This is a genomic window from Pseudomonas anguilliseptica (assembly GCF_900105355.1).
GTDB lineage: Bacteria > Pseudomonadota > Gammaproteobacteria > Pseudomonadales > Pseudomonadaceae > Aquipseudomonas > Aquipseudomonas anguilliseptica.
This window is the reverse complement of record NZ_FNSC01000001.1, coordinates 179993-206088: the sequence shown is the minus strand read 5'-3', so window position 1 is coordinate 206088 and position 26096 is coordinate 179993. Positions and strand designations below refer to the sequence as shown.

Below are 26096 nucleotides of genomic sequence, written 5' to 3'. Positions count from 1 at the left end.
TTAGCAGGCAGTTTTTCAACAGCCGGTATTAGGCCTCGACCAGCGGCAGGGTGAAGTAAAACGTGCTGCCTGCGCCGACCACGCTGCTGTAGCCGATCTGCCCGTGCATGCGCTCAATCAGCGTCTTGCAGATGCTCAGGCCCAGGCCGGTGCCGCCACGGCGGCGACCGTCGGAGCCATCGGCCTGGGCGAATTTCTGGAAGATGCGCGCGCGGAATTCCTCGGCGATGCCCGGGCCGTGGTCGCGTACCTGCACCCGCACCTGGTCGTCGACTATCTGGGCGCTGATCTCGACCTGGCCCTGGGGCGCGGAAAACTTCACCGCATTGGAAATCAGGTTGCTCAGCACCTGCTGCAGCCGCAGGCTGTCGACCTCGACCAGGGTCTGTTCCGGTAGCGCGCTGTCATCCAGTTGCAGGTACACGGCGAAATTGTCGGCATAGCCCTGGTTGTTTGCCAGTGCCTCGCGCAGCAGCGGGCGCAGTTCACAACGGCTGAGGTGGATGCCGACCTGGCCGAACTCCAGCTTCTCGATATCGAGGATGTCGTTGACCAGATTGATCAAACGCTCCGAGTTGCTCTGCGCGATGCGTATCAGCTCCTGCACTTGCGGCGGCAGCTCGTCTAACGCAGTGCCGATCAACAGACCAAGCGAGCCCTTGATCGAGGTCAGCGGCGTGCACAGTTCGTGGCTGACGGTGGAGATAAACTCTCTTTTAAGACGCTCGACCTGTTTGCGTGCGCTAATGTCGCGCAGCATGCCGACATACAGATGGCGGCCGGGCAGTTCATAGCTGCTCAGGGTGATTTCCAGTTCCAGTGGCTGGCCATTGGCGTGCTCGCCGCCAACCTCCAGGGGCTTGTCCAGCTTGTCCGCCAGGGCGCTGTCGCTGTCTGTATACAGCGTCGGGATCAGCTGGCCGATGCGGCGCTGGCCCAGGGCCTCGGCATCATGGCCGAACAGACGGCTGCTGGCCGGGTTGCTGCGTTCGATCCGGCCCTGGGCGTCAAAGATCAGGATGCCTTCGGCGGTGTTCTCCAGAATGGCGCTCAGCTCCCGGGTGCGTTGTTCGACCTGTTGACTGATCTGCGCGGCGCGCCCGGTCATGGCCAGCAGAAAGCCACTGAGCAGGCTGCACAGCAACAAGCCGCCAGCCAGCACCACCCAGGACCGCAGACCGTGGTTGCGCTGCAACAGGCTGATGCTCGGCGTGCGCCCGGCCACTTGGAAGCGCTCCTGCCAGACCAGCGCCTTGGCATAGGCGGGCAGATCACTGCTGGCCTGGCCATACAAGGACTGCGCACTGGTTTCAGTGACATCCTCCAGGTGCAGTTGAAAACTCTCGGCGGGGTAGACGCCTAGGGCGCTATCGATCAGGTCGCTAATACGGATTACTGCCACCGCATAGCCGCGTACCTCACTGGCGCGCTGCTGCAGGGCGGGTGGCTCGGCGCCCTGATACACCGGATAGAAGATCAGCACCCCAGGTTGCGCCTGGGCGTCCTGCACCAGGCTGATCGGTGCGGTCATGGTGGCCTGGGCGCTATCGCGAGCCTGGTCCAGAGCGCGCCGGCGCAGCGGGTCGCTGGCGATGTCAAAACCGAGGATATTTGCGTTATCGGCCAGGGGCTCGACATAGGTGATGGGCACATAGCTGTCGCGCGGCTCAGCAGGCACCTGCACGCCGCTCTCGTCGTGCTGGCTGATGCGCACCCCGGGGAAGCCTTGCGCGGCGAGCGCCGCTTCGTAGTCAGCGCGCTCGCTGCCGGCAATCTGGCGATCCCAGCCCAGGGCGGTAATGCCTGGATAGGTTTGCGGCAGGTTGGCGACGAACTGGGCGAACTCCTCCCGCGTAACCTCCTGGGAGGCGCTGAAAAAGCGCTCGATCGACTGCGCCGCCTTGGCGTAAAGGTCCAGGCGCGATTGCAGGGTCAGGCTCATCAGCTTGGCCTGCTCGTGGAAACGCTGGTTGAGGTTGTTTTGTTCGGCTTCGCTGGAGCGGATAAAAATCAGCATCATGATCGCGCAACTGATCAGCAAGGGCAGGCCCACGTTGCCGACGCGGCTGCGCCAGAGCGCCCGCGGCTGGGCAAAGGCGATAAACATCAGTGGGGTGGCGATCAGTACGCCGATGCTGTCGCCTACCCACCAGGTCCACCAGCTGAAGGGCAGTTCGGTGGCACTGATGACCTCGCTGGCATACAGCACCCCCGTACCGACACAGGCGCTGAGCAGGCAGGCCAGTGGTCCGCCGAGCAGCAGCAGGCGAAAAATGCTGCGCTCATCGGTCAGGGCGTTGGGAAAGCCCACAAGGCGGCGAATCAGCCAGCTGCCGAGCAGGCTTTGCAGCGAGGTGCCCAGAGCGATGCCGGCGGCGATAAGCAGGCCCCTGAGGTTGAGCGCCTCGAAGCTGCTAAAGCCAATACTCAGATTAAGCAGCAGCGAGCCGAGAAAAACTCCGAGTAGCAGTGGGTAACCCCAGATCAGTACAGCCGCCAGGGCAATGCCCACGGGTGGAAAAATGGCGCTGGCAAAGCCTGGCGGAATAGCCAACAGCAACGCCAGGCGGCCGGCCAGAACATAGGCCAGGGTAAGCAGGATGATTTTTACCGCCAGGGGCAGGTTGGGAAACCGTTGGGGTGGCATCAAGATAAGCGGCTCCTGAAGCGAGTTAGCCTAGGGTCTGCACAGTCTTGTCGGTGCGAGGATGTATTGCAGTTAAGCAGGCCTGGCTTTTCCTGGATTGGCTATTGATGCTTTCTGTTCCTGCGTCCGGTTACCGCTTGTGCGTCCTCCTGCCGGTTGTTGTTTCAACCGCGCGGCACTGGTTTGGCCGCGAGGGCCAGGCCCACTGTGGCGTGGGCGGTAGCAGATATGGCCATTTTCACTGGGAGGCCGGTGCGCCCGCCAATACCGGGCTGCGTCGCCCAGGCCTTGGCGGGAAGGGATTAAGCAACCACGGGGATCAACGGATCGGCCGCCGCCAGGGCTATTGCCCGATCAGCCTGTGGCGGGTAGATCCACTGGGTGTTTATCTGGGTTTTCAGCGCCTTGCCTTCCTGGCCGGTCAGCAACACCTTGCGCTCCCAGCCTTCGGTAAACACCGCGCCCCAGCCGCCCAGGTCCAGGCACGTCACGTACTTGGGCTGGCTATAGGCAATCGGCGCAACACCAAGCAGATCGGCCGCCGCGTTGTTGCCAGCTGAGCGACCCAGAGCGATGGCGTGTTGGCAGGTCATCAAGGCGTGATTGCCCTGATCGTCCACGGCCGCATAGGCGGTGTCGCCGGTGGCATAAATGGCGTCCTGGCCGAGCACCTTGAGGTTGCAATCAACGTGCAGGCGGCCATGCGCGTCGCGTTCGCCGTTGATCTGCCGGGTTAGTGGCGAGGCGTTTACCCCCACGGCAAAGATCACCGTGCTGGCGGCAATGCGTTCGCCGTTGCCCAGCTGTACGCCGTGCTCAGTGACCTTGGACACTGGGCTGCCGAGCCGCCAGGTGACGCCCAGGCTATCGCTGGCTGCGGCGACGACCTCGGCGATTGCCTCGCCCATGGCCGCGCCAACCTGCTTGGCCCTATCCACCACGATCACGCGAACATCTGTTTTGTCGCCGAGGATGGCGCGCAGGCGTGCCGGCATTTCGCTGGCGGTTTCGATGCCGGTGAAGCCGCCGCCGACCACCACCACGGTGTTGCGTGCTGCGCTCTCCGGCTGCTGCGCCAGTCCCTGCAGGTGAACGTCGAGACGCTGCGCCGACTCCAGGCTGTCGACATCAAAGGTAAAGCGTTCGATACCTTCCAGTGGCGGGTGCGCCACCTGGCTGCCGGACGCGAGGATCAGACGGTCATAGTTCAACTCGGCCTCGACACCCGACGCGTCGCGGTAGCTGACGCGCTTGCTCGTGGCATCAATCTGCCTGGCACTGCCCTGGACGAAGCGCACACCCACGGCCTCGAACAGCGGGCCTAGCGGGGCAACGGTGCTGGCCAGGTCGGGTTCATAAAAGCGTGGACGCACGCGTAGTTCTGCCTGGGGCGCAAGCAGGATGACATCGATGTCCAGGCGCTGTTGTTGATCGAGCAGGCGCACGGCGCTGAGTGCACTCCACATGCCGGCAAAGCCGGCACCGATGATCAGGATTTGCTGTTTCATGTTGGTAGGTTCCCGTAGTGAAGAGAAAGGCTGTTGGCTGACGACGGGAGTGATTCTGCTTCTGGCTTGGATCAGGGTATTGAGCCATTCTTGCCAGAACTTATTGATCCACTTTGGAGCGGCCATGCCCGCTGAAAAATTGCCTCCGCAGGTGGTCTTCCTGCCATTGGGCACACCTGAGCCGGGCGTCAGCCTGCAGCGTTGGTTGTATGAGGCGCTGCGCGGCGCCATTCTCGGCGGCCGCCTGCCGGCTGGCAGCAAGCTGCCCAGCACGCGCGCGCTGGCCGAGCATTACAAGTTGGCGCGGGGCACGGCCCAGGCGGCTTATCAGCAACTGTTGTCCGAGGGCTATGTTGAGGCGCAGAGCGGCAGCGGCACGCGGGTTTGCCAGGTGCTGCCGGATGCCACGCTTAACGCCGGCTATGTGCGGCGCAAGGTCGTGGCGACGCAAGAGGCACCGCGCACGCCGCAGGCCACGCCGTGGGTCGAACGCTTGGACGCGATTACGCCAGTATTTGCGCGGCGTCCGCAGGCGTTGGGGTTGCGCCCGTTCTTCCCGCATCGGGGCGATGTTCAGGCGTTCCCGGTCGACCTGTGGCGCAAGCTGCATATCCAGCAGCTGCGCGCCTCGCGGATGTCTATCCTGCTTGACTCGGAACCCGGCGGCTTGCCGGCGCTGCGTGAAGCCATCGCCGGCTACCTGGCCATTGCCCGTGGTGTACAGGTGCCCGCCGAACGCATTCTGGTACTCAACAGCGTGCAGCAGGGGCTCGACCTGTGCCTGCGCCTGTTGGCACCGGGCGATTCCCAGGTGTGGATGGAAGACCCCGGTTACCCCGGCGCACGGCAGCTGATCGATGTGTCGGGCGTGACGCGCGTGGATGTGCCGGTCGACGCCTTTGGTATGCAGGTGGAGGAAGGCGTGCGTTTGGCTCCCGATGCCCGGCTGGCCTATGTCACGCCGTCACGCCAGGCGCCGCTGGGCAGTGAGTTGTCACCCGCACGGCGTTTAGCCCTGCTGCAGTGGGCGGCGCAGCACGGCAGCTATATCTTTGAGGACGACTACGACAGCGAATACCGCTTTATCGCCAAGCCGATTCCGGCATTGCGCTCGATGCCGGCGGCGGAGCAGTCGGTGATCCTCGCCGGTACCTTCAGCAAGCTGCTGTTTCCCTCCATCCGTCTGGCCTATCTGGTATTGCCGGCGCACCTGCTGGAGAGTTTCACCCGCGCCGCCGCGCTGATGTCTCGCCACGCCAACGGCCTGTCGCAAGCGGTGTTGGCCGACTTTATCCATGAAGGGCATTTCGACCGCCATGTACGGCGCATGCGCAAGGTCTACGCCGCACGCGCCGAGGCTTTCGCAGAGTCGGCGCAGCGGCATTGGCAGGGGTTGATCGAGGTGCCGGAGATCCGCGCTGGGCTGGATATCACCTGCAACCTGCAGATGGACAACGAACAGGCTGCGTTCGCCCGCCTGCAGGCTGCCGGTATCGATACCCTGCCGCTGGCGCGCTATTGCGTGCAGCCCCGAGAACCGGGGCTGGTGCTGGGTTTTGCGCCCTACGATGAGCGCGCTATTGAGGATGCCGCCAAGGCAGTTGCTGCGGCCTTGAAGCAATAAGGCCGCGCAACGCTGACGTTAACCGACCAGGTGGGCGCTACAGGTTGCTGGTGAGGCAGCGCGGCCGATGGTGATCGGTCGAGGTTTGCCGTGTTTAAACAAATACCTGCCGAGCCATCCCACGCGGGATGCGGTTTCTACCCGGCAGTTGCTCAAGGCGTTGCTGCCATTCGGCGCGAGGTTTCAGCGTGGTGGTTGGTTTTTCCAGCTCAGCTGCGGCGGCAGCGGCCTTTGCAGCTTTTGCGGCGGCTCTGAGTTCAGCAAGACTTGGGGTTTTACGGACAGGTTCGGCAGTGCCTTTTTCAACGCTGCGCAGGCACAGCTTGCATGAAACCTGAGTGACATCCTGGGTGCTGCTCAGGTTCGAGCCGGTGCGTCCACATGCGACATCTTCCGCGGACGCGGTGTAGTGAATAGCCAACGTGTTGTCTCCTGCATTTTTGGGGCGCGGGATTCTACACGCTTCGCTTAGCACGCCAACTGCTTATCGCTATGTCGCGGCAGATATTGTGGGGGGACGGCCGAATAGTGGCGCCATGTCCAAGCCTGCGCAGTTGCGCGTGGTAACGCTCTGATCCTGGATTTCACTTCGCCGTGACAGTTGCTGGACAGGTTGGTAGATAAATACTCGATAGGCCGCAGTCGGCCAAGAGCGGACCTTGAGACAGTCTCGGTAAATGCCTGTAAACAGAATTAAAACGGTCCTTGGCGTAGCTTGATGGCGTTTGCTAAGCGACGGACGGCACGATTACTACGCATAGCTAAAGCAGTCACTCTCTACTTGAAGCGTGTCAAAATCGACTGGAAGAAAAAACCCGCAAGGCCGACTAGGCGAAAGGGATAGCATGATTAGAGTATCGTTTAGAGCCATTCTGCTTGCTGTCCTGTCAAGCCAACTGGTCGCCTGTAGCCCAACGGCGTCAATTCCAGCTAAGGATGGTCTGAAGTAGCCCTGTATTTCCGGTCAACTTCAGCCTCCGCTGATTTTGAAAGCGGAAAACTGATCAAAAACGATCAAGTCATCCGCTCATTTCGGTGTTTCTGGCCGCCGCGAGCACCTCGCAGCGGTCATTTCCCACATTACAGGCGCACCTCTCCTGCATTCGTCAGCAAATGTCGACGGGCCATCCACAGGTTCGACAGGGCGAACAGCGTTACCAGTTGTGCGGTGTTTTTGGCCAGGCCACGGAAGCGCGTCTTCACATAACCGAACTGGCGCTTGATCACGCGAAACGGATGCTCGACCTTGGCGCGCACTTGGGCTTTGGCCTTCTCGATCTTGCGCTTGGCTTTGTATAACCCGCTGCGCTTATCGAGCTTCCTGTAGGTGCTGCGGCGTGCCGCCACCTGCCAGATTACCTTCCGACCTTCATGCTCCGGACGCTTTTCGACACCGGTGTAACCTGCGTCAGTACACACCACGTTTTCGTCGCCGTGCAGCAGTTTGTCTACCTGGGTGACATCCGCCACGTTGGCTGCCGTGCCTACTACGCTGTGCACCAGACCCGACTCGTCATCCACGCCGATGTGCGCCTTCATGCCGAAGTAGTACTGGTTGCCCTTCTTTGTTTGGTGCATTTCCGGATCGCGCTTACGGTCCTTGTTCTTGGTCGAACTCGGCGCATTGATCAACGTGGCATCGACGATGGTGCCCTGGCGCAGTGACAGACCACGGTCGCCCAGGTAGCCGTTAATCACGGCCAAGATGCCTGCAGCCAGCTCGTGTTTCTCCAGCAAGCGACGGAAGTTGAGGATGGTGGTTTCATCGGGAATGCGCTCCAGGCTTAAGCCGGCGAACTGGCGCAGGATGGTGGTCTCGTACAGCGTTTCCTCCATCGCCGGATCGCTGTAACCGAACCAGTTTTGCATCAGATGCACACGCAGCATCGCCATCAGCGCATAGGCGGGCCTGCCACCTTCGCCCTTCGGGTAGTGCGGATCGATCAGGGTGACCAATCCTTCCCACGGCACTACTCGATCCATCTCGATCAGGAACAACTCTTTGCGGGTCTGCTTGCGCTTGCCTGCGTACTCGGCGTCGGCGAAGGTCATCTGCTTCATCGGAAAACTCGACGGGTGGAATCCGGGTATTTTGCCAAAATCAGGAAGTCTTCTTCAGAGTTTCCCTAAGGGGCCCTTCTTCGGTAATCAGGTAGAAAGCACGGTCGATTCTGAGGTAGCCCGCTACTACCTTGAGAGCTACCTGCAAGGCAAGACCAATAACCTATCCATCGATGCAAAAATCTCCGCGCTCTACTCCCTGCATGGGGAATCGATACCATCCCGAGACGAGCTATTGGCTATCTCGCAAGAGTTCTCCGTCGACTTTGCCGCATTGTTCCTCGCGGATCGCTTGTTGAGCAATGAGTGCAACCGGAAGTTGAACCATTCCTTCGACCAGTACCTCAGAAACTCAAGCACCGTCGATGCCAGCCCTTCGCCCTATCTCGTACTTTTTGTGCCCGGCTGGGACTATGCCGACAATGGACACCTGACGGGTGCCGACTTTGCGGCGCCTCGCAAACTAGCCATCCAATTCGGCTTTGAGAATCGGCTGGTGGAGTTACCGCCCACGGGCTCCGTTGAGCAGAATGCGGAATTTTTGGCCGCAGAAATTCGGCGCCACACGGGCACGGGTAAAAAGATTCTGCTGGCCGGTGCCAGCTCCGCCGGACCTGCAATTCAACTTACACTCAGTGAAAGGCTCAACAAAACCGAGTTAGCCGCAGTTAAGGCATGGCTCAATCTGGGGGGCATTCTGCAAGGAAGCCCGCTCATCGACTATCTCCAGGACTCACCTCAGAGATGGCTGTTCAATGCGTTCACGTGGTTCAAGGGCTGGGACAAGGCTGCGATCTTGAGCATGAGCACTGAGCAAAGCAGAGCCCGATTCTCGGGGCTGCGCGGAAATCCGGACATTCTGGTGATCAACTATCTGGGCATTCCGTTGTCTGGACAACTCAGCAAATACTCCGGCGATAAATACCCGTTGCTTCGCCCGCATGGACCCAATGATGGCCTCACTTTGCTTACCGACGCAATTGCACCCAATAGCCTGACGGTCGTGGCGCTGGGAAGCGATCATTTTTTTGCGGAAGACCTCAGAATCAATGAAAAAACCGTCGCGCTAATGAAGTTGATGATCGACTATTATGGACCAAAATTTGGCGCAGGGCTGCATCTAGGTGCAAGTGTCGGACGGATAAATGGAATCAAAAGAACACTGAAAGCTCTGGTAGGGCTGCGCCATTATTCAATAATACGACGTTTGCGATATGCAGCGGCACACGACAAGCGACGTCCGCCTTTAGTTGCATAACTGACGCTCGGAAACTGTTTGGAAAAAAGGGGACAGGAAAAAAGGGGACGGATTTATTTATAAGCCAAACCTTTCGCTATTGGCCGACTCCAGCCTGATGCGACTGGCTCAAGACGGCCATAAGCTGCCGGTAGCAACTGGCAGAGCTTAACCGGAGGCGGGTAATTTCTCGCTGGTAACGACCTACGGCAGCAGAGTCTATTCAGAGATCAAAGCCCGATGTCCTCCTGGCGCTCCACGTGCATCGACATTACCGATGAACGTACGGGCATGTCGGCATGATCGGGGGGCTTCTTCAGAAAAGTTCTGATCGTTTGTTCTTGCCGATTTACCACGCAGACGCCTGCAGTAGGATGCGGCACTGAGCATTTGCCCATCGCTAGGAATCCGCAACTCTGGACGCCGTAGAGTGCTGTCGGCCTGGCGGGTGACTGACAGTCATAGACCATTTCTCCGAGGTAGTTGATTTCCCCCTGCTTTACATTGAACCGCAGGGGGCTGGAGTAGGGGGCCATGACACCCCGGCGCGAGCCCAGTGCTTGGACCTCGTACTCGCCAGCAGGCAACCAGGCAGAGTAATAGTCCTTGGCGCCCCAGCCATAGTTCTTGTCCGTGTTGATCTCGCGGAATTCGAGCCAGGTGCCGTAAGGACCTCCCTCGATCAACGCCCCCACCACTAGGCCGGCGTTCTGTGCAGAGTAAACCTTCGAGCCCAGAGCCATCTCGGTGGGCATTGATGAGCAGCCAGTCAGTAGGCTGACGAAGGCAATGGCAAAGGTCAGGCGTGTCTTGAACATTCAAAGCCTCAGTTGATCGAAACGAAAATTTACGCAGCCGGGCCGGCGGTGCGCTGGACGGTAGCAGCACCATCCACTTAGCATTGCCGCCTTTCGCACTCGTACTTCAAGGAAGATCCACAGTCATGTTCAATTCTCCCCTATTGCGCATCCTCGGCGCGACGATCGCTGCCAGTGCTTTACTGAGCGGATGCAGCATCAATGGCAGCTACCCCGACGCCACTGAGCCCGATGCGGCTAAGCTGCGCTTCATCAGTGATTTGGAGAGTGCACGCTCGATGTGTTCGACGCCGAGCATTGCATGGGGCGCACCACGGGGCTGCTTAATAACCTGTTCGTGGCCAATACCCGGCGGCGAGCAGCTATGACCATTGCTCCCCAGAATGATGACAAGGCCTACCTGGAAGTCCGGCTCAAGCCAGAAAGCAACCTGTTCCTGCGGGCTAACATGGTGAGTACGGGAGTTGTCTGCAACAACTCTTTGAATGTCACGCTGCAGCGAGGCGCGGAGTACGAACTGACGTTCGATTTTAAAGGCAACCAGTGCCAATCCTCGCTCATGCGCCTGCATCAGGCTGGTAACAAGGTTGTGCGCTCGCCGGTCCCCCTGATCAATAAGGGCTTACCAGCTTGTGCAGGGAGCAATGCCTTGTTTCCAAAAGCCGCTGAAACGCAGCCTGACACGGCAGAGCGGACGGCCATGATTGACCAGATCATCGCCGACAGCCTGATCGAGGAAATGCAGCCAGAGACTCAGTCTGCGACCCCGGTGGCCCGTTCATTGGTGCTTAATAAGGCCATTGCCAAGCGTGAAAAACAGATGGGATTCGTCTTGCCCGAGTCCTACTGGCTCGAGTATCGGCAGAACATGAGTGTTTTCACCGACGAGCTGACAAATAGCAAGGTGAAAAGTCTGCAGCTCTACAAGGATAAATACCGGCATCAGTTGCGCCAACTCGACACCGCAGAGATCAGGAAACTGTTGCCTGACAGCGCTACGACAGATGTGAGTCTGGCCCTCTCCAGCAACAATACGATGCTGCAGTACTATCACGCCGTAAGCCGAGAGGTGCTCAAGGAGGCTTTCAGTAGCCACCAAGCACGCATGGCTGACTTAGATAAGCGCTATGCCGTCTGCGAGCGCTTCGCCGGGTGCTGGAAGAATTGACGAAGTAGTCAGGTAGTGGCCATGCATGCCTGTAAAGGACGGGAGCCGGCCAGAAGCGGACATCCTGAGACAGCCGCTGAGAATATTAAGGATCCGAGACTAATAATAATTTGGGGAATCACCATTTTATAGATCGAGGGCGGCGGCATTTATCCGGCCGTATTGAACGATGCGACGACGTCGACAAGCTGTTGCCTGACCCAAACATGGGCGGGGTCGCCGTGAAAGCGTTCATTCCAGATCATGGCTGGTGACAGGGGCGCAACCTTTAGCGGCAGATCTAGGAGCGCAAGTGGGAGCCTTTTCGCAAGCAGGCGCGCCAAACGGCTGGGCAACGTGAGAATCATGTCGCTGTCCGCCACCAGCATCGCACCAGCAAGAAAGTGGGGAACTCGCAGCGCGACTTGGCGAGTGAGCCCCAGCGTCGAGAGCGCGACTTCGACCGCGCTCTCTCCCACTCCGGAAATGGTCACGGTGATGTGGCGCAAGGTCACATAACGCTCCAGGCTGAGTCCGTCTGTTACATAGGGGTGATCGGACCTCACTACGCACACCAAGCTATCAGCGTAAAGGCGGCGTCGATGGAGACTGCCGGGTAGTGTCTCGAAAATACCCAGTGCTAGATCTACGTCCCCCTGTTCGACAAGCCGCACGTTATCCCCAACAGGTTGCGCGATATGGAGACTTAGCGCCGGCGCATGGCGCTCGAAACGGGCGATTAAACCAGCAAGGACCGTCAGGCTCAGATGGTCGTGCGCGGCAATCGTGATTCGACCCGTTGCAGAGGCAGGGTCGAAGACGGCAGGCGAGACGATGCCTCTGGCATCGTCCAGCAGTTTAGCCACTGGAGCTGCCAGCATTTCGCCGCGTGGCGTCAGTTCCAGCCCGAGCTTGCCGCGAACCACCAGGCGATCACCCAGCATCGTGCGCAATCGCCCCAGAGCGCGGCTGGCGGCCGGTTGGCTCAAGCCCAGGCGGAGGCCCGCCTGCGTAACACTTCGCTCCCGAACGAGTGCTTCGAACAGCTTTAACAGATTGAGGTCGACCCTAGATAAATCCACTTGACGCATGTTAGCTATAACTTCCATATCATTTATGTACGTCGCGCAATCATCCACCATCCTGGTTCATCTAAACAGGAGATGTTGTATGACTGCTTATTCCCCCCTTCCTTATGCTGTATTCGGCGTGTCCGGCCGTACCGGCGCCGCAACCGCTGATGCTCTCTTGCGCTCCGGCCAGCCTGTGCGCGTCGTGGTGCGCGACTTGGGCCGAACGTGGCGCAGAAGTTGCCGTGGCCGACCTGACTGATCTGGCCGCAATGACCCAGGCACTCAGTCAGGTCCAAGGCGCCTATGTCGTCAGCCCGCAACACTACAGCCGTGAAGACCTGTTCGAGAGAGCAGAGTTGATTGCCGAGATCACGGCGCGCGCCGCAATTGCGGCGGACGTGCCCAGACTTGTGGCCCTTTCCTCGGTGGGTGCCGACCGTGAAAGCGGAACAGGGTGGATCAGGATGAACCGCATGTTCGAGCAGCGTTTGACCGATGCCGGAGTGTCCACCGTCTTCCTGCGCGCGGCCTATTTCATGGAGAACTGGATGCCGATGGTCGGGCAGGCCATGCGCAGCGGCACTCTGCCGACGTTTCTGGCACCACCGCAGCGTCTTCTCCCGATGGTGGCGACTGTGGATGTCGGTAGTGCTGCAGCTGCTTTGCTGCAAGAAAAAAGGACGGGGACCTGCGCCGTCACTCTCGCGGGGCCCAAAGACTATGCCCCGAACGATGTCGCTGCCATTGTTTCAGCCACGCTCGAGAAGCCTGTCGACGTTGCAGTTCTGCCGGAAACTGAGTGGCCAGAAGCGCTGGCGGATGCCCATTTCTCAAAGGCCGCCCTTGCTGGATTCACCGAAATGACCCGTGGCCTCAATTGCTCGCATATCGACATCAAGAGCGATCCCCGCGCGGTCGAATGGGTAGGAACAACTCCGCTCGAACGAGTTATCGGCGAACTGGTACAGCGTCAGCAATAAAGGCCAGCTGGCGTTATATGCGCAAACTTCGCCGCACTCGGTGACATGGGCTTAGCAAGCATTTCCGGATGAAGCCAAGTGCGTCGTGGTGTCCGCTAAAGCCAGTGCCAAGGCCGCTGCGACCGGCTATCGCGACACACTGCGGGCCTGACCGTCCGCTTCTGGCAGATCGCCGCCCGCCGCAGTACATACAAGAAGCTCGATAAGCGCAGCCCTTTGTACAAAGCCAAGCGCAAGATCGAGAAGGCGTAAGCGCTCCATAAACCTCATCTACAAATGATCCGCAGGCCAGCCAATGCTGAGCTCCAATTTCTTTCTGGAGCCAGCCGTCATGATGCGCCCCGACGCCAAAGTCGAAAAAGTCTATCTATACCCCAAGCCGTTGGATTTCCGAAAATCCATCGATGGCCTGGCCGCCCTGGTCGAGCTGGATATCAAGGTGGCGGTGTTCGACCCGGTGCTGTTCGTCTTCCTCAACCGCGCGCGCAGCCGGGTGAAGATTTTGTATTGGGAGCGCAACGGCTTTTGCCTGTGGCTCAAGCGATTGGAGGCTGAACGCTTCAAGTCGCATCCGGAACCTGGCGAAGATGCGATCGTGCTGACGGCCCAGGAGTTGAACTGGTTGTTGGACGGTATCGACCTGTGGCGCAACCGGCCGCACCAGGTTTTGACCCCTAGGTTCGTCACCTGAGCCGGTATAATCCACGGCATGATTTCTGTGCCCGAAACCCTTCCTGATGACCCCGCCGCGCTCAAGCAATTGCTCGCTGAGGTGTTGTCGTCGGCGCAGGAATTGGCCAAGGACAAGGATGGGCAGATCGAGCGCCTGCGCGAACAAAACGCGCTGTTGATCCAGCGCCTGTTCGGCCGTAAATCCGAGCAGAGCAGCGACCCGGATTCACCGCAGCTAGAGATGTTCAACGAAGCGGAAAGCCTGGCCGAAGCGGCGGCTGAAGCTCCGGCCGCTGAGGTCGAGGAAGAAGTCGTTGCGCCGACCAAGCGCCGCGGCAAGCGCAAGCCGTTACCGGCCGAACTACCGCGTGTCGAGGTCATCCACGAACTGCCCGAACACGAACTGACCTGCGAATGCGGTTGCCGCAAGCAGGCCATCGGCGAAGAAACCAGCGAGCAGCTGGAAATCATCCCGATGCAGGTTCAGGTGATCCGCCACATTCGCAAGACCTATGCCTGCAAGGCCTGCGAAAGCGCGCCGGTCACCGCTGACAAACCGGCCCAACTGATCGAGAAAAGGCTGGCCAGCCCGAGCGTGCTGGCGATGCTGCTGACCAGCAAATACGCCGACGGCATCCCACTGTATCGCTTCGAAAAGATGCTCAGTCGCCATGGCATCGACATCCCCCGGCAGACCCTGGCGCGCTGGGTGATCCAGTGCGGCGAACTGCTACAACCGTTGCTCAACCTGATGCGCGACAGGCTGCTGGACAGTCCGGTGATCCACTGCGATGAAACCCGCGTGCAGGTGCTCAAGGAGCCTGGGCGCGATCCGAGCAGCCACTCCTGGATGTGGGTGCAGACCGGTGGCCCGCCTGGCAAACCGGTGATCCTCTTCGACTACACAACCAGCCGCGCGCAGGAGGTGCCGCTGCGCCTGCTCGACGGTTATCGCGGCTACCTGATGACCGACGATTACGCCGGCTACAACGCCGTGGCCGCACAACAAGGTGTTGAACGCCTGGCCTGCTGGGCGCATGCGCGGCGCAAGTTCGTCGAAGCGCAAAAGGTGCAACCGAAGGGCAAAACCGGGCGTGCCGACATCGCGTTGGGGATGATCAACAAGCTCTACGGCATCGAGCGCGAACTTAAGGATGCCAGCGATGAACAGCGCTACCGGGGCCGCCAGCAGCACAGCCTACCGCTCCTCGATCAGCTCAAGACCTGGCTGGAGAAAACCCAGCCGCAGGTCACGGCGCAGAATGCCCTGGGCAAAGCAGTGAACTACCTGGCGAGCAACTGGAGCCGACTCGAACGCTACATCGAGGCTGGCCACCTGCCGATCGATAACAACGCTGCCGAGCGCGCGATCCGGCCCTTCGTCATAGGTCGCAAGAACTGGCTGTTCAGCGACACGCCGAAAGGCGCGACCGCCAGCGCCCAACTCTACAGCCTGGTGGAAACCGCCAAGACCAATGGCCAGGAGCCCTACGCCTGGTTGCGCCATGTCCTCGAACGCCTGCCGCTGGCCAACAGCGTTGAAGCCTACGAAGCGCTGCTGCCTTGGAACTGCCAACCAACGACGCCACTGTAAAACGCAAAACCTCTCCAGAGGGAGGTGGGGTCTATGGAGCGCTTACTTTTGAGCGACTAATTTTGTCCGGTCTTTTAGAAATTGAATGGCTCGTTTGATTGAGATCTCTTGCAGCGAACCTCCACCATTTCTACTCATCCATTCGCTCAGCTGTTTAAGGCCATCCTTATAAGTTCGCGAAGTTCCCAGCCCTGCGATCTCCCCGGATTTCCACATCTGCTGGGCGACGCGTTTTGCTTGTGTGCCGGGTGTGGCGAAAGTTCGTTTGGTTTTATTCTTTGCCATCATTCCGCTCCCAGTTCGCGTCGGATGGAGCGCTTTGACGTTTTTACGCCGCGCGACAGGAGGTCACTCTGTATAGAGCCGAGACTTTCACCTTGACTGCGTTTGCGCTCGATATGCCCACGCCACCGGGCTAGTAGTCGGGTATGTTCACGCAGTGACTGTTCTAGTTCTAGATGCTCTCTGTAGCGTTGGAACCCTGCATCTGGTGGCAAGTCCACCTCTACTGCAGGGTGTTTGGCAAACCAGCGTGAAAGCGTCGGCTGGCTGACGTTGATTGATCGTTCTCTAAGTAGAAAGAGTTGCAGCATTCGTTGCGAATACCCCATCCGCGCGCGCTGTAGCAGGGCATTAGTGTGTGGATCAAGTATCGATTTTTTCATGCTTGTGCTCCCGGTCGAATTGGCCTGGAGCTTTGATAACACGGCTTTTCGAATTCACATGGTCAAAGTCCTACTGCGAACTGCAGGTACCAGCAGTCCCACCATGCATGATGTTTCGTTCGCCGTTTTTCGGCAGCGTGCTTGTGCTGACGCTCCTGGGGGAGCTGTAAGATATGAACTCGACAATCCTGTTATCAAGAATGGTGAGCTGCTGCTTAGTGCTGCGCTTCAACCTGTCCTGAATCTAGTGTCGGTTCCGGCACACTGATCAATGTGCCTCGCCCATTCTGTCGAATCCGATTCGACCAGCTGGACTGTCCTACCTGAACCTGCCAGGCAGGGGTGCTGATGCACCTTCCACTGTTTTGCTCATGACCTTACTGTGCTGTGTCTGGAAGCTGGGTGGCTTCTGCCATCAGCTATCGACCAACAACACCGTTAAGGGCCGCTTCTACACCTCAAAATTGCTGAGCAAGCAATCTGTGTGGCCGGGGATTTAACGACGGCCGGCAACGTCGAGCCTTGGTGATACTGCCTACCAGAAAGCCACTCCAGAAAGGCTTTGGCCAAATTTCAGATCCGCAGTTTCGGTCTGGATTTCAGCACTGAGTAGTTAGCATGAGTGCACGCACCACTACCCATCCACCGTTGGCGTTCGCGAGAGCGCGAACGTTGATCGGGTGAGGCTGCTGTTTGGCAGCGCTCGCGGATAACTTCATCCTACCTTGCACCGTTGGCAGGTCAATGTGGCGGGTTAAATATACGTGTGTAGCCAAGAGGCCCGCTATGTAAGGGGTTGCGCGTAGCGCTGCACCCTGACATAGCGGGCCACCGCGGAGGTTGGCATCAAAACTCTATTTGTGTCGCCGTTTCAGGCGCGGCTCTGATTATTTTGATGCATGCCATGGCGGGTGTGGTGGCACGCGAGGACTCAATAAAAACTGCGGCCTTCAGCAATCAGAAGGCTCGCTCATGATCCCCCTCGTTCCTCCCTACGTTTCCTCTGAATTGGTTGCCAAGCTAGATGTCCAGTTGGCTCGACTCCAATGTTGTGCCGTCCATGTGGTACCGGGGCCGGCGTTATTTGGTATTGGCTGGGATCAGGTTGAGATGATTCCCCTCAAACATCCAACGCTGGACACTTACCTGCAGGCTGAACTGCTCGCCGCCCGGATAAACGCTCTACAAGGAACTACTGACTCAGAACGTACGGCGATTCTGGATCGCCTCAAGAGGTGTTCTGAATGAGAGTACGGAGTTGTTTGCTGTGGCGCGCAGAAGTGCTGTTGCGGAGTGCTCAGTATGGTCTGTATCTCATGCCAGGTGTGGTGTTGCTACACACTGCTGTGAGTAAGCAATTTGCCGCGATTGATCAACGAACGCCGACTGTTTGCTTGTTCAGCCTCTGGTGGTGCGCTAGATGCATCGAGCGCAGTGCCTTTCACGCAACGAAGATGGATGGCCTCCAGCGATGATTGACGAGTTGGATGATGTTGATCTGCGCTACCTGCAAAACGGTGATTTCCTAGCAGGGAAACCTGGCCCTTGGGTTTGGCCTGGGAATGTATTTGAGCGGCGGCTTGCTGGAAACGTTCGGCCAGGAATGACCATGTTGATTGACATGGAAACACTCGTGCGGGGGCTGGGCGGAGCTGCATTGATGTTCCCTCGGCGGGCTGTAACGGTCGAGCTAGACCTTCAATCCGAACCCGTATGGGTCAAATTTGTTTCGCTTACCGATGAGATGTTGCCAATCTGTTGTGACGACGCCGGCAGTCTTCTGCCGGCGCTGCGCTGGTATCAATGTCGCGGCGAGAGACTTCTGCGTGTAGCTGTGATGGCGCCACAATTTTTCTGGTTCCCGCTGATGGGGTCTATTGGCACGCGTTAAGTGGATTGATGCTCCAGGCTCAATCAAGCCTGGAGGTATTCGTCATGACTCGATCCGATAGCGTTTCTCGCCAACCATTAGTACTTGTCTTCGCAGCTTATGCCTGCATCCATGTAGCACTGTTTTCTCTTATCGGCCTGTTGGGTTTACCAATGCCTGCTTTGTGGTGGTCGACAACCGCGTTAGTCCCAACTTGGTTTCTGATGAGCTGGCTTGAGAGGCAGGGGCGTCACCAACTAGCAGTGCTTGTCGGTCTTCACGCTAGTGCATTTTCGGGCGCTGTATTGGGAGTGCATGGGAAAGAGATTTTTTGCTGGGCGTTGAATTTGGTATAGGTTGCCTGATCAGGAAGGCTCGTTTCATTATAAGGAAAAGGATATGTGGATAATGAATTATTTAGTGAATAGTGTTTTTGTTGTTACAGCGGTCGCATTGAGCGGATGTAGTGAGAATTTTGATGGTGCCTATCTTCATGATAGGTTTGGAAGTCGTGATGCGATGCTGTTGGTGGGCGGAGATACAACACAGTACCAAGAGATTATAAATAATAACGATGGTCGAAAAATTGTCACGCATTCAGTAGTGATGGATTCTGAGCGAGAAGGTGGAAAGCTTACCCTCAGAATGAAGTCAGGAAAAACTTTGGTATATGTTCGGGCTGCTGATGGGGAGGGGTTGGAGTGTCTTCGCGATAGTTGTAAAGGCTTTCCTGAGATTTTTGTATTTTCGGGTAAGCTTGAAGAGTGAGGGTATTTGTCTAGTACTGATTTATACTTGAGATACCAGGGAAAGGGAGGTCGCTTGGTATCTCAAGTTCTATGGTTTTTGTTGGGTTGTGCGATTTTTATGAGTTCTAGTTTCGTATTCTCTAACGTAACTACTTTGCGGTCGAATTCTGTTTGTTGATCGTTAGACATTCCGGTTGCTAGGCTGTCTAGGTAATCGCAGTACCACTGCATCATGACTCTGCGTTGAGGGAGATAGGCTGCTTGATTGTATATGCCAGCAATACCTTCTTCTTTGTGGGCAAGCTGTGCTTCTACATGATCTTTTGGCCATCCGTGTTCGCGTAGCAAAGTGCTGGCGGTATGGCGAGTCCCGTGGCCGACTAAACGATCTTTGTAGCCAATTTTGCGGAACACGCTGTTAATTGTGTTTTCACTTATAGTCGGGTTCTTTGGGCCAACCCCTGGAAATACCCACCGACTGCGTCCCGTAATCTGGTGTAGTGCTATTAAGGCCTCTATCGCCTGTCTAGGTAGCGGCACAACATGATCCCTGCGCATCTTCATTTCTGCAGCTGAAAGTGTCCATGTAGCTGTAGTGAAATCAATTTGAGACCACTTGGCGAGGCGTACCATGCCTGGGCGGGAGGCTGTCCAGAGGCACAGCCATGCAGCGGTCTTTGCTGGCATTCTGCTGGTGGTTAGTTTCAGCGCGCGTAGAAAGTCAGGTAGTTCAGGCTCAAGCAAGTGAGGGTGTTGTTGAGTTTTCGGCGCGGTGGCAGCTATGTCTGCAAGCCGGCTGGCGGGGTCGTTTGCTGTCAAGCCAAGGGCTATGGCACGACCAAAAATCTGATTAATCCAGTGGCGGCATTTTTTTGCGACGTTATGAGCCCCTCGGGCCTCAAGGCTGGCCTGCAATGCTGCGCAGTCGATTCGAGTAATTTCGTCCAGTTGCTTATGGCCTAGGGCTGGAAGAATGTCTTTCTCTAGATAGGTGCGGATTTTGTTTAGGCTTGAGTCGGCAAGTCCTTTTTCTTCCTTCGTCTGAAGCCAACCTGCTGCTGCGACTGAGAAGGTGCGTGTTTTTGCCTGTTCAGCTAATGCCTTCGCAGATTGCTTTTGAAGCAACGGGTCTATGCCATCGGCAATCATCTTTCTGAGGGCGCTAGCTTTTTCACGTGCAAGCTTGCCACTCACTTCGGGATAGCCTCCCAAGCCAAGCCATGACCATTTTTGGTCACTGGGGGACTTAAATCGGAGTTCCCAGGATTTTGAGCCGTTGGGTTTTACTCGAAGGTACAGGCCGTTGCCGTCTAGCTCGCGATAGACCTTTTGCTCTGGCTCAAGATTTATGAGTGCGGTATCCGAAAGTGGGCGCTTCTTGATTTCTGATCGCTTCATGCTTGTATGCCAAAGTTAGGGGTCTTTGGAAGCATACAAGCTGGCATACAAGGTGGGCAACGCTATACGTGAGCGTGTGTGGATATGCAGACACAAGAAAGCCCGCACTAGTGAACTGTCTGTAAAATTCGTTAATCCAATGCCGGGCCAGTATACTGCGCGCTCTATCGTCATGAATTGAGCTCCCATATGGCCCGGCCAGCAGCCCCATTCTTCTTGAGTCCCAGTGATGCCGACATGCTGCAAGGCTGGTTACGCATGGGATCGCTGCCTCAGAGCATCGGCCAGCGGGCCAGAATTCTGTTGCTGCTGGCCAACGGTCTCACGCCCAAGGAGATCAGCGAGCAGCTGCAAGTCTCTGCGCCAGTGGTCTTCAAATGGCGTAAACGCTACCAGGAGACCGGTCTGGAGGGGCTGAGTGACCTGCGGCGCAGTGGAGCGCCTCGCAAGCTCAACGAAGCGAAGATCAAGGAAATCCTGACGCTGACGACCCAGCGAGTACCGCGCGAAGCTACCCACTGGAGCCTACGGTTGATGGCCAAGTACGCTGGGGTCAGCATCTGGCAGGTCGCACAGGTGTGGGCTGCTGCCGACCTCAAGCCGCACCGGTTGAAAACCTTCAAGATCAGTAACGACCCGCACTTTGCAGACAAAGTGGTCGATGTCGTCGGGCTCTATTTGAATCCGCCCGACAACGCCCTGGTGCTATCTGTTGACGAAAAAACACAGATCCAGGCGCTGGACCGCACACAGCCCATGCTGCCGCTCAAGCCCGGGCAGATTGAGCGGCGGACGCATGACTATAAGCGCCACGGTACGGCCAGTCTGTACGCAGCCTTTGACATCCTGACGGGTAAGGTCATCGGCCGTATCACCCAGCGGCACAGGGCCAAGGAGTTTTTGGAGTTCCTTCGACAGATCGACCGCAGCACCCCCGCCGAGCTGGACCTGCATGTAATTCTGGACAACAGCTCGACTCACAAGACCGCTGCCGTCAGGGAATGGCTGGAGAAGCATCCCCGTTTCAAGCTGCACTTCACACCGACCAGCGCCTCGTGGCTGAACGCCGTGGAGGGCTGGTTTGCGCAACTGGAAAGACGGGCGCTTTATCGTGATGCCTTCAGCAGCGTGGCTGACCTGAGAGCGGCGATACGTCGCTTCATTGAGGCTCATAACGAACATTCGGCTAAGCCGTTCCGCTGGAGCAAAACGGCTGAGTCGATTATCAGCTCCGTGCATCGAGCAAAGCTGGCTGTAATTCGGAATGAGTTATTGGATTAACCAGACAGGCCACTAGGCGGGCTTTCTTGTGGTTTCCCTCCATGTTCAGACGCATCTGGAAACATGGGGGAATATGTAAATGGTGCCCCGGGGGAGACTCGAACTCCCACTTCTTTCGAAAACGGATTTTGAATCCGCCGCGTCTACCGGTTCCGCCACCGGGGCACAATGGCGGCGCAGTATAGGGATGGTGTTGGGGTTGGTCAATGCACTTGCGTGGTCAGCATGCACGATTTCCGGTAAGCTTTGCCGCCCTGCTAGACGACCCCCTCCGACCATGCGTGTTGCCGACTTCAATTTCGAGCTGCCTGACGCTCTGATTGCCCGCCACCCCCTTGCCGAACGTCGTGCCAGCCGTTTACTGGTGCTCGATGGGCCGACGGGTGAGCTGGCGCATAAACAGTTCAGTGATTTGCTGGATTACCTGCGCCCCGGCGATCTGATGGTGTTCAACAATACCCGAGTGATTCCGGCGCGGTTGTTCGGCCAGAAGGCCTCGGGCGGTAAGCTGGAAATCCTGGTCGAGCGCGTGCTGGACGCTCATCGCGTGCTGGCTCATGTGCGTTCGAGCAAGTCACCCAAGCCGGGTTCGAGCATCCTGATTGACGGTGGTGGCGAGGCCGAGATGGTCGCGCGCCACGATGCGCTGTTCGAGCTGCGCTTTGTTGAAGAAGTGCTGCCGCTGCTGGAGCGGGTCGGGCATATGCCGTTGCCGCCCTATATTGATCGGCCGGATGAGCAGGCCGACCGCGAGCGCTACCAGACTGTATATGCCGACCGTGCTGGCGCTGTCGCGGCGCCGACCGCCGGGCTGCATTTTGATCAGCAGCTGCTCGCGGCGATTGCCGAGAAAGGTGTTGAGCAGGCCTTCGTGACCCTGCACGTCGGGGCTGGCACTTTCCAGCCGGTGCGGGTTGAGCGCATCGAAGATCACCATATGCACAGCGAATGGCTGGAGGTCGGTCAGGATGTGGTCGATGCCGTGGTGGCCTGCCGTGCGCGTGGCGGTCGGGTGATTGCGGTTGGCACCACCAGTGTGCGTTCGCTGGAGAGCGCCGCACGTGATGGAGTGCTCAAGGCCTTCAGCGGTGACACCGATATCTTTGTCTACCCCGGCCGACCGCTGCATGTGGTTGACGCGCTGGTGACCAACTTCCATTTGCCGGAGTCGACGCTGCTGATGCTGGTGTCGGCGTTTGCCGGTTATCCGGAAACCATGGCGGCCTATCAGGCGGCGATTGCCGGCGAATATCGTTTTTTCAGTTACGGTGATGCCATGTTTATCACCCGCAATCCCGCGCCGCGCGGGCCAGAGGAACAGCTATGACGCGCACGTGCCGGATGTCTTTCGAATTGTTGGCGACCGAGGGCAAGGCGCGCCGTGGTCGGCTGACCTTCCCGCGTGGCGTGGTGGAGACCCCGGCGTTTATGCCGGTGGGCACCTACGGCACGGTCAAGGGCATGCTGCCACGTGATATCGAGGCGATTGGTGCGCAGATCATCCTCGGCAACACCTTCCACCTTTGGTTGCGGCCTGGCACCGAGGTGATCAAGAAGCACGGCGACCTGCATGACTTTATGCAATGGCAGGGGCCGATCCTCACCGACTCTGGCGGCTTCCAGGTGTTCAGCCTGGGTGCGATGCGCAAGATCAAGGAAGAGGGGGTGTACTTCGCTTCACCGGTGGACGGCGCCAAGGTGTTTATGGGGCCGGAAGAGTCGATGCAGGTGCAGTGCGACCTGGGCTCCGACATTGTGATGATTTTCGACGAGTGCACGCCGTATCCGGCCGAGTTCGATGTGGCCAAGCGCTCGATGGAGTTGTCGCTGCGCTGGGCCAAACGCTCGAAAGAGGCGCATGGCGAGAGCACGGCGGCGTTGTTCGGCATCGTTCAGGGAGGCATGCACGAGGAGTTGCGCAAAGTCTCGCTGGATGGTCTGGAGCAGATCGGCTTTGACGGTTACGCCATTGGCGGTCTGTCGGTCGGCGAGCCGAAAGAGGAAATGATCAAGGTGCTGGATTACCTGCCGCCGCAGTTGCCAGCCGATAAGCCGCGCTACCTGATGGGCGTCGGCAAACCAGAGGATCTGGTTGAAGGTGTGCGCCGTGGCGTGGATATGTTCGACTGCGTAATGCCGACCCGTAACGCACGCAACGGCCACCTGTTTGTCGATACCGGTGTGCTGAAGATCCGCAATGCTTTCCATAAGCATGACGAGTCGCCGCTGGATCCGACCTGCGACTGTTACACCTGCAAACATTTCTCCCGCGCCTATCTGCATCATCTGGATAAATGCGGCGAAATGCTGGGTAGCATGCTCAATACAATCCACAACTTACGGCATTATCAGGTGCTTATGGCTGGTTTGCGTGAGGCTATTCAACAGGGTACATTGGCCGCCTTTGTCGATGCCTTCTATGCCAAGCGCGGGCTGCCAACGCCGCCTCTGGATTGATTCCCAACTTTTTAAAGACCCTTGCAACAGGAGTGTTACATGAGCTTTTTTATCCCCGCTGCTTTCGCTGAAGGCGCCGCACCGGCTGCCGGTCCTGCTGGTAGTGGTTTTGAGTGGGTGTTTCTGGTTGGCTTTCTGGTCATCTTCTATCTGATGATCTGGCGTCCGCAGGCCAAACGTGCCAAGGAGCACAAGAACCTGATCGGTGGCCTGCAGAAGGGTGATGAAGTGGTAACCAGCGGCGGTATCGCTGGCAAGGTGTCGAAGGTTTCCGATGACTTCGTGGTTATCGAAGTGTCCGACACCGTCGAGCTGAAGATTCAGAAAGTGGCGATTGCCGCTTCGCTGCCCAAGGGCACGCTGAAAGCGATCTAAGCAACACACCTTTACCATTCGACGGGGCGCTTCATGCGCCCCGCGTCATAACGGGCGGCGTCATGCTCAACAAATTCCCTGTCTGGAAATACCTGCTGACTCTGGCTGTGCTGGCAATCGGCGCTCTTTATTCTCTGCCCAATCTGTACCCGGATGATCCGGCGATCCAGATCAGTGGCAGCAGCTCCGCCATGCGCGTCGAGCAGGCTGACCTGGATCGCGCCAGTCGTACTCTGGAAGCGGCCGGTATCAGCGTAAAAGCCGTCAGCCTGGCCAATCAGGGGCGTGCCGGCTTGCTGCGTTTGAACCATGCTGAAGACCAGCTGCCGGCCAAAGAGCTGGTGCGCAAAGCATTGAGCGATGAATTCGTAGTAGCCCTCAACCTGGCGCAAACCACACCAGACTGGCTGCGTAACCTGGGCGGCAGCCCGATGAAGCTGGGCCTGGACTTGTCTGGTGGTGTGCACTTCCTGATGGAAGTGGACATGGACAAGGCCCTGGATGCGCGTCGCAAGGTTTACGAGGGCGAGGTCAAGAGCCTGCTGCGCAAAGAGCGCGTGCGTTATCGCAGTCTGCCTGAGCTCAATGGTGCTATTCAGCTGGGTTTTGCCGATGAGGCAACGCTGGAGAAGGCTCAGCAGCTGATTCGCAAAGACTTCAACGATTTTGATATGACCACCGTGCAGCGCAGTGAGCAGCAGGTACTGCGTCTGGCGCTGACTCAGGCCAAGCTGGTTGAGATTCGTGAGTACTCGATCAAGCAGAACTTGACCACCGTGCGTAACCGGGTCAACGAGCTGGGTGTGGCTGAGCCGCTGGTTCAGCGTCAGGGTGCCAACCGTATCGTGGTTGAGCTGCCAGGCGTGCAGGACACCGCAGAAGCCAAGCGTATTCTCGGCAAGACCGCCAACCTGGAATTCCGTCTGGCTGCTGAGCCGGACGCTGCCAGGGCTGCGACCGAGAGTTTCGAGTTCCGCCAGGAAGGTCGTCCGCCAGCGCAGTTGGAGCGTGATCTGATCATCACCGGTGACCAGGTCACCGATGCTCAGGCCAGTTTCGATGAGAACGGCAGTCCGCAGGTCAATATCCGCCTGGATGGCCGTGGCGGCGATCTGATGAACCGCGCGACCCGTAACAACGTTGGTCGCAGCATGGCGGTGATCTTTATTGAGCAGAAGCCGGTAACCCGCTACGTGCGCCAGGTGGTTGATGGTGTCGAGAAAGAGGTCGAGCTGCAGACCTTCGTCGAAGAGAAGAAGATCATCAGCCTGGCCACTATTCAGTCGCCACTGGGCAGTCAGTTCCGCATCACCGGCCTGGATGGTCAGGGTGAGTCGTCCGAATTGGCTCTGCTGCTGCGCGCTGGTGGTCTGGCAGCGCCGATGTACTTCGCCGAAGAGCGCACCATCGGTCCAAGTCTGGGTGCTGACAACATTGCCAAGGGCGTCAATGCGTCGCTGTGGGCGATGCTGTTTGTGTCGCTGTTTATTATCGCTATCTACCGCTTCTTCGGTGTGCTGGCGACCGTTGCTCTGGGTCTGAACATGGTGCTGCTGCTGGCACTGATGTCGCTGCTCAGTGCCACCCTGACCTTGCCAGGTATCGCCGGTATCGTGCTGACCATGGGTATGGCGGTGGACGCCAACGTGCTGATTTTCTCGCGTATTCGCGAAGAGATTGCCAATGGCATGTCGATCCAGCGGGCCATCCATGAGGGTTTTGATCGGGCCTACTCGGCGATTGTTGATGCCAACCTGACCACGCTGCTGGTCGGTGGCATCCTGTTCGCCATGGGCACCGGGCCGGTCAAGGGCTTCGCCGTGACGCTGTCGCTGGGTATTCTCACCTCGATGTTTACCGCCATTCTGGTGACGCGCTGCATGGTCAACCTGACGTGCGGCGGGCGTGACTTCAAGAAGTTGTGGATTTAAGGGGCTGTG

The 26096-nt window shown here is 58.1% G+C and carries 22 protein-coding genes and 1 tRNA gene; 13 read left to right on the top strand and 10 right to left on the bottom strand.

The features are described from left to right. Nucleotides 1–28: 28 nt before the first annotated feature. Both BLW24_RS01055 and BLW24_RS01050 read right to left on the bottom strand, forming a co-directional pair. Nucleotides 29–2647 carry a CHASE domain-containing protein gene (locus tag BLW24_RS01055; RefSeq protein WP_090375581.1) on the bottom strand — a complete coding sequence of 873 codons (2619 nt, stop codon included), beginning with the start codon at nt 2645–2647 and terminating at the stop codon, nt 29–31. 302 nt (nt 2648–2949) lie between these two features. Beyond that, on the bottom strand, nt 2950–4155 hold the full coding sequence (locus tag BLW24_RS01050) for an NAD(P)/FAD-dependent oxidoreductase (RefSeq protein WP_090375578.1): 1206 nt from the start codon (nt 4153–4155) through the stop codon (nt 2950–2952). A 124-nt stretch (nt 4156–4279) separates the two neighbouring features. On the opposite strand from BLW24_RS01050, the gene pdxR reads away from it, so the two are divergent. After that, on the top strand, nt 4280–5779 hold the full coding sequence (gene pdxR, locus BLW24_RS01045) for a MocR-like pyridoxine biosynthesis transcription factor PdxR (RefSeq protein ID WP_090375575.1): 1500 nt from the start codon (nt 4280–4282) through the stop codon (nt 5777–5779). A 94-nt stretch (nt 5780–5873) separates the two neighbouring features. Here the strand turns inward: pdxR and BLW24_RS01040 are convergent, their stop codons facing one another. Further along, the gene (locus BLW24_RS01040; RefSeq protein ID WP_090375572.1) at nt 5874–6200 is read right to left on the bottom strand and encodes a hypothetical protein; all 327 of its coding nucleotides are present in this window, start codon (nt 6198–6200) and stop codon (nt 5874–5876) included. Nucleotides 6201–6859: 659 nt separating this feature from the next. Next, nucleotides 6860–7840, bottom strand: coding sequence for an IS5 family transposase (locus BLW24_RS01035; protein WP_090375570.1), 981 nt, complete (start codon nt 7838–7840; stop codon nt 6860–6862). A 31-nt stretch (nt 7841–7871) separates the two neighbouring features. Here BLW24_RS01035 and BLW24_RS01030 point away from each other — a divergent pair, with 31 nt between their 5' ends. Further along, the gene (locus tag BLW24_RS01030; protein ID WP_139272620.1) at nt 7872–9098 is read left to right on the top strand and encodes a hypothetical protein; all 1227 of its coding nucleotides are present in this window, start codon (nt 7872–7874) and stop codon (nt 9096–9098) included. 209 nt (nt 9099–9307) lie between these two features. Here BLW24_RS01030 and BLW24_RS01025 read toward each other — a convergent pair whose 3' ends face one another. Next, nucleotides 9308–9895: a hypothetical protein gene (locus tag BLW24_RS01025; RefSeq protein WP_090375566.1), complete on the bottom strand. Its 588-nt coding sequence runs from the start codon at nt 9893–9895 to the stop codon at nt 9308–9310. A 280-nt stretch (nt 9896–10175) separates the two neighbouring features. On the opposite strand from BLW24_RS01025, the gene BLW24_RS01020 reads away from it, so the two are divergent. After that, a complete protein-coding gene (locus tag BLW24_RS01020) occupies nt 10176–11063 on the top strand; it encodes a hypothetical protein (protein ID WP_244161056.1) in 888 nt (295 codons plus the stop codon). 149 nt (nt 11064–11212) lie between these two features. Here the strand turns inward: BLW24_RS01020 and BLW24_RS01015 are convergent, their stop codons facing one another. Then, nucleotides 11213–12133 carry a LysR family transcriptional regulator gene (locus tag BLW24_RS01015; RefSeq protein ID WP_208600122.1) on the bottom strand — a complete coding sequence of 307 codons (921 nt, stop codon included), beginning with the start codon at nt 12131–12133 and terminating at the stop codon, nt 11213–11215. Between the two features lie 104 nt (nt 12134–12237). Here BLW24_RS01015 and BLW24_RS01010 point away from each other — a divergent pair, with 104 nt between their 5' ends. The 3 genes from BLW24_RS01010 (at nt 12238) to tnpC (ending at nt 15361) form a co-directional block, all read left to right on the top strand. Beyond that, nucleotides 12238–13095 (top strand): NmrA family NAD(P)-binding protein, encoded by an 858-nt coding sequence (locus BLW24_RS01010; protein ID WP_338062040.1) that lies wholly within the window; start codon nt 12238–12240, stop codon nt 13093–13095. Between the two features lie 295 nt (nt 13096–13390). Further along, the gene (tnpB, locus tag BLW24_RS01005; protein ID WP_244161055.1) at nt 13391–13786 is read left to right on the top strand and encodes an IS66 family insertion sequence element accessory protein TnpB; all 396 of its coding nucleotides are present in this window, start codon (nt 13391–13393) and stop codon (nt 13784–13786) included. Between the two features lie 18 nt (nt 13787–13804). Then, nucleotides 13805–15361, top strand: coding sequence for an IS66 family transposase (gene tnpC / locus BLW24_RS01000; protein ID WP_090375563.1), 1557 nt, complete (start codon nt 13805–13807; stop codon nt 15359–15361). 42 nt (nt 15362–15403) lie between these two features. Here tnpC and BLW24_RS25465 read toward each other — a convergent pair whose 3' ends face one another. Together BLW24_RS25465 and BLW24_RS25460 are read right to left on the bottom strand one after the other, a co-directional pair. Then, entirely contained in the window at nt 15404–15646 is a 243-nt protein-coding gene (locus tag BLW24_RS25465) for a hypothetical protein (RefSeq protein WP_139272619.1), read from the bottom strand. Beyond that, on the bottom strand, nt 15646–16026 hold the full coding sequence (locus BLW24_RS25460) for a hypothetical protein (RefSeq protein ID WP_139272618.1): 381 nt from the start codon (nt 16024–16026) through the stop codon (nt 15646–15648). Before BLW24_RS25460 ends, BLW24_RS25465 begins: the two co-directional genes overlap by 1 nt. A gap of 1471 nt (nt 16027–17497) precedes the next feature. On the opposite strand from BLW24_RS25460, the gene BLW24_RS00990 reads away from it, so the two are divergent. Both BLW24_RS00990 and BLW24_RS00985 read left to right on the top strand, forming a co-directional pair. Then, a complete protein-coding gene (locus tag BLW24_RS00990; RefSeq protein WP_139272617.1) occupies nt 17498–17917 on the top strand; it encodes a hypothetical protein in 420 nt (139 codons plus the stop codon). Between the two features lie 378 nt (nt 17918–18295). Continuing rightward, nucleotides 18296–18664 carry a hypothetical protein gene (locus BLW24_RS00985; RefSeq protein ID WP_090375553.1) on the top strand — a complete coding sequence of 123 codons (369 nt, stop codon included), beginning with the start codon at nt 18296–18298 and terminating at the stop codon, nt 18662–18664. A gap of 62 nt (nt 18665–18726) precedes the next feature. Here the strand turns inward: BLW24_RS00985 and BLW24_RS00980 are convergent, their stop codons facing one another. Next, on the bottom strand, nt 18727–20043 hold the full coding sequence (locus BLW24_RS00980; protein ID WP_090375550.1) for a tyrosine-type recombinase/integrase: 1317 nt from the start codon (nt 20041–20043) through the stop codon (nt 18727–18729). A 189-nt stretch (nt 20044–20232) separates the two neighbouring features. Here BLW24_RS00980 and BLW24_RS00975 point away from each other — a divergent pair, with 189 nt between their 5' ends. Beyond that, entirely contained in the window at nt 20233–21324 is a 1092-nt protein-coding gene (locus tag BLW24_RS00975; RefSeq protein ID WP_090375546.1) for an IS630 family transposase, read from the top strand. Nucleotides 21325–21404: 80 nt separating this feature from the next. Here the strand turns inward: BLW24_RS00975 and BLW24_RS00970 are convergent. Next, nucleotides 21405–21489: transfer RNA gene (locus BLW24_RS00970), tRNA-Leu, on the bottom strand. A gap of 112 nt (nt 21490–21601) precedes the next feature. Between BLW24_RS00970 and queA the strand changes: the two genes are divergently transcribed. The 4 genes from queA (at nt 21602) to secD (ending at nt 26087) form a co-directional block, all read left to right on the top strand. Next, complete coding sequence (gene queA / locus BLW24_RS00965) at nt 21602–22651, top strand: tRNA preQ1(34) S-adenosylmethionine ribosyltransferase-isomerase QueA (RefSeq protein ID WP_090375542.1); 1050 nt, start codon at nt 21602–21604, stop codon at nt 22649–22651. A 14-nt stretch (nt 22652–22665) separates the two neighbouring features. Beyond that, on the top strand, nt 22666–23781 hold the full coding sequence (tgt, locus tag BLW24_RS00960; RefSeq protein ID WP_167360308.1) for a tRNA guanosine(34) transglycosylase Tgt: 1116 nt from the start codon (nt 22666–22668) through the stop codon (nt 23779–23781). Nucleotides 23782–23820: 39 nt separating this feature from the next. Next, nucleotides 23821–24156, top strand: coding sequence for a preprotein translocase subunit YajC (gene yajC / locus BLW24_RS00955; protein WP_090375534.1), 336 nt, complete (start codon nt 23821–23823; stop codon nt 24154–24156). 62 nt (nt 24157–24218) lie between these two features. Continuing rightward, the gene (secD, locus tag BLW24_RS00950; protein ID WP_090375532.1) at nt 24219–26087 is read left to right on the top strand and encodes a protein translocase subunit SecD; all 1869 of its coding nucleotides are present in this window, start codon (nt 24219–24221) and stop codon (nt 26085–26087) included. The last annotated feature ends 9 nt before the right edge of the window (nt 26088–26096 follow it).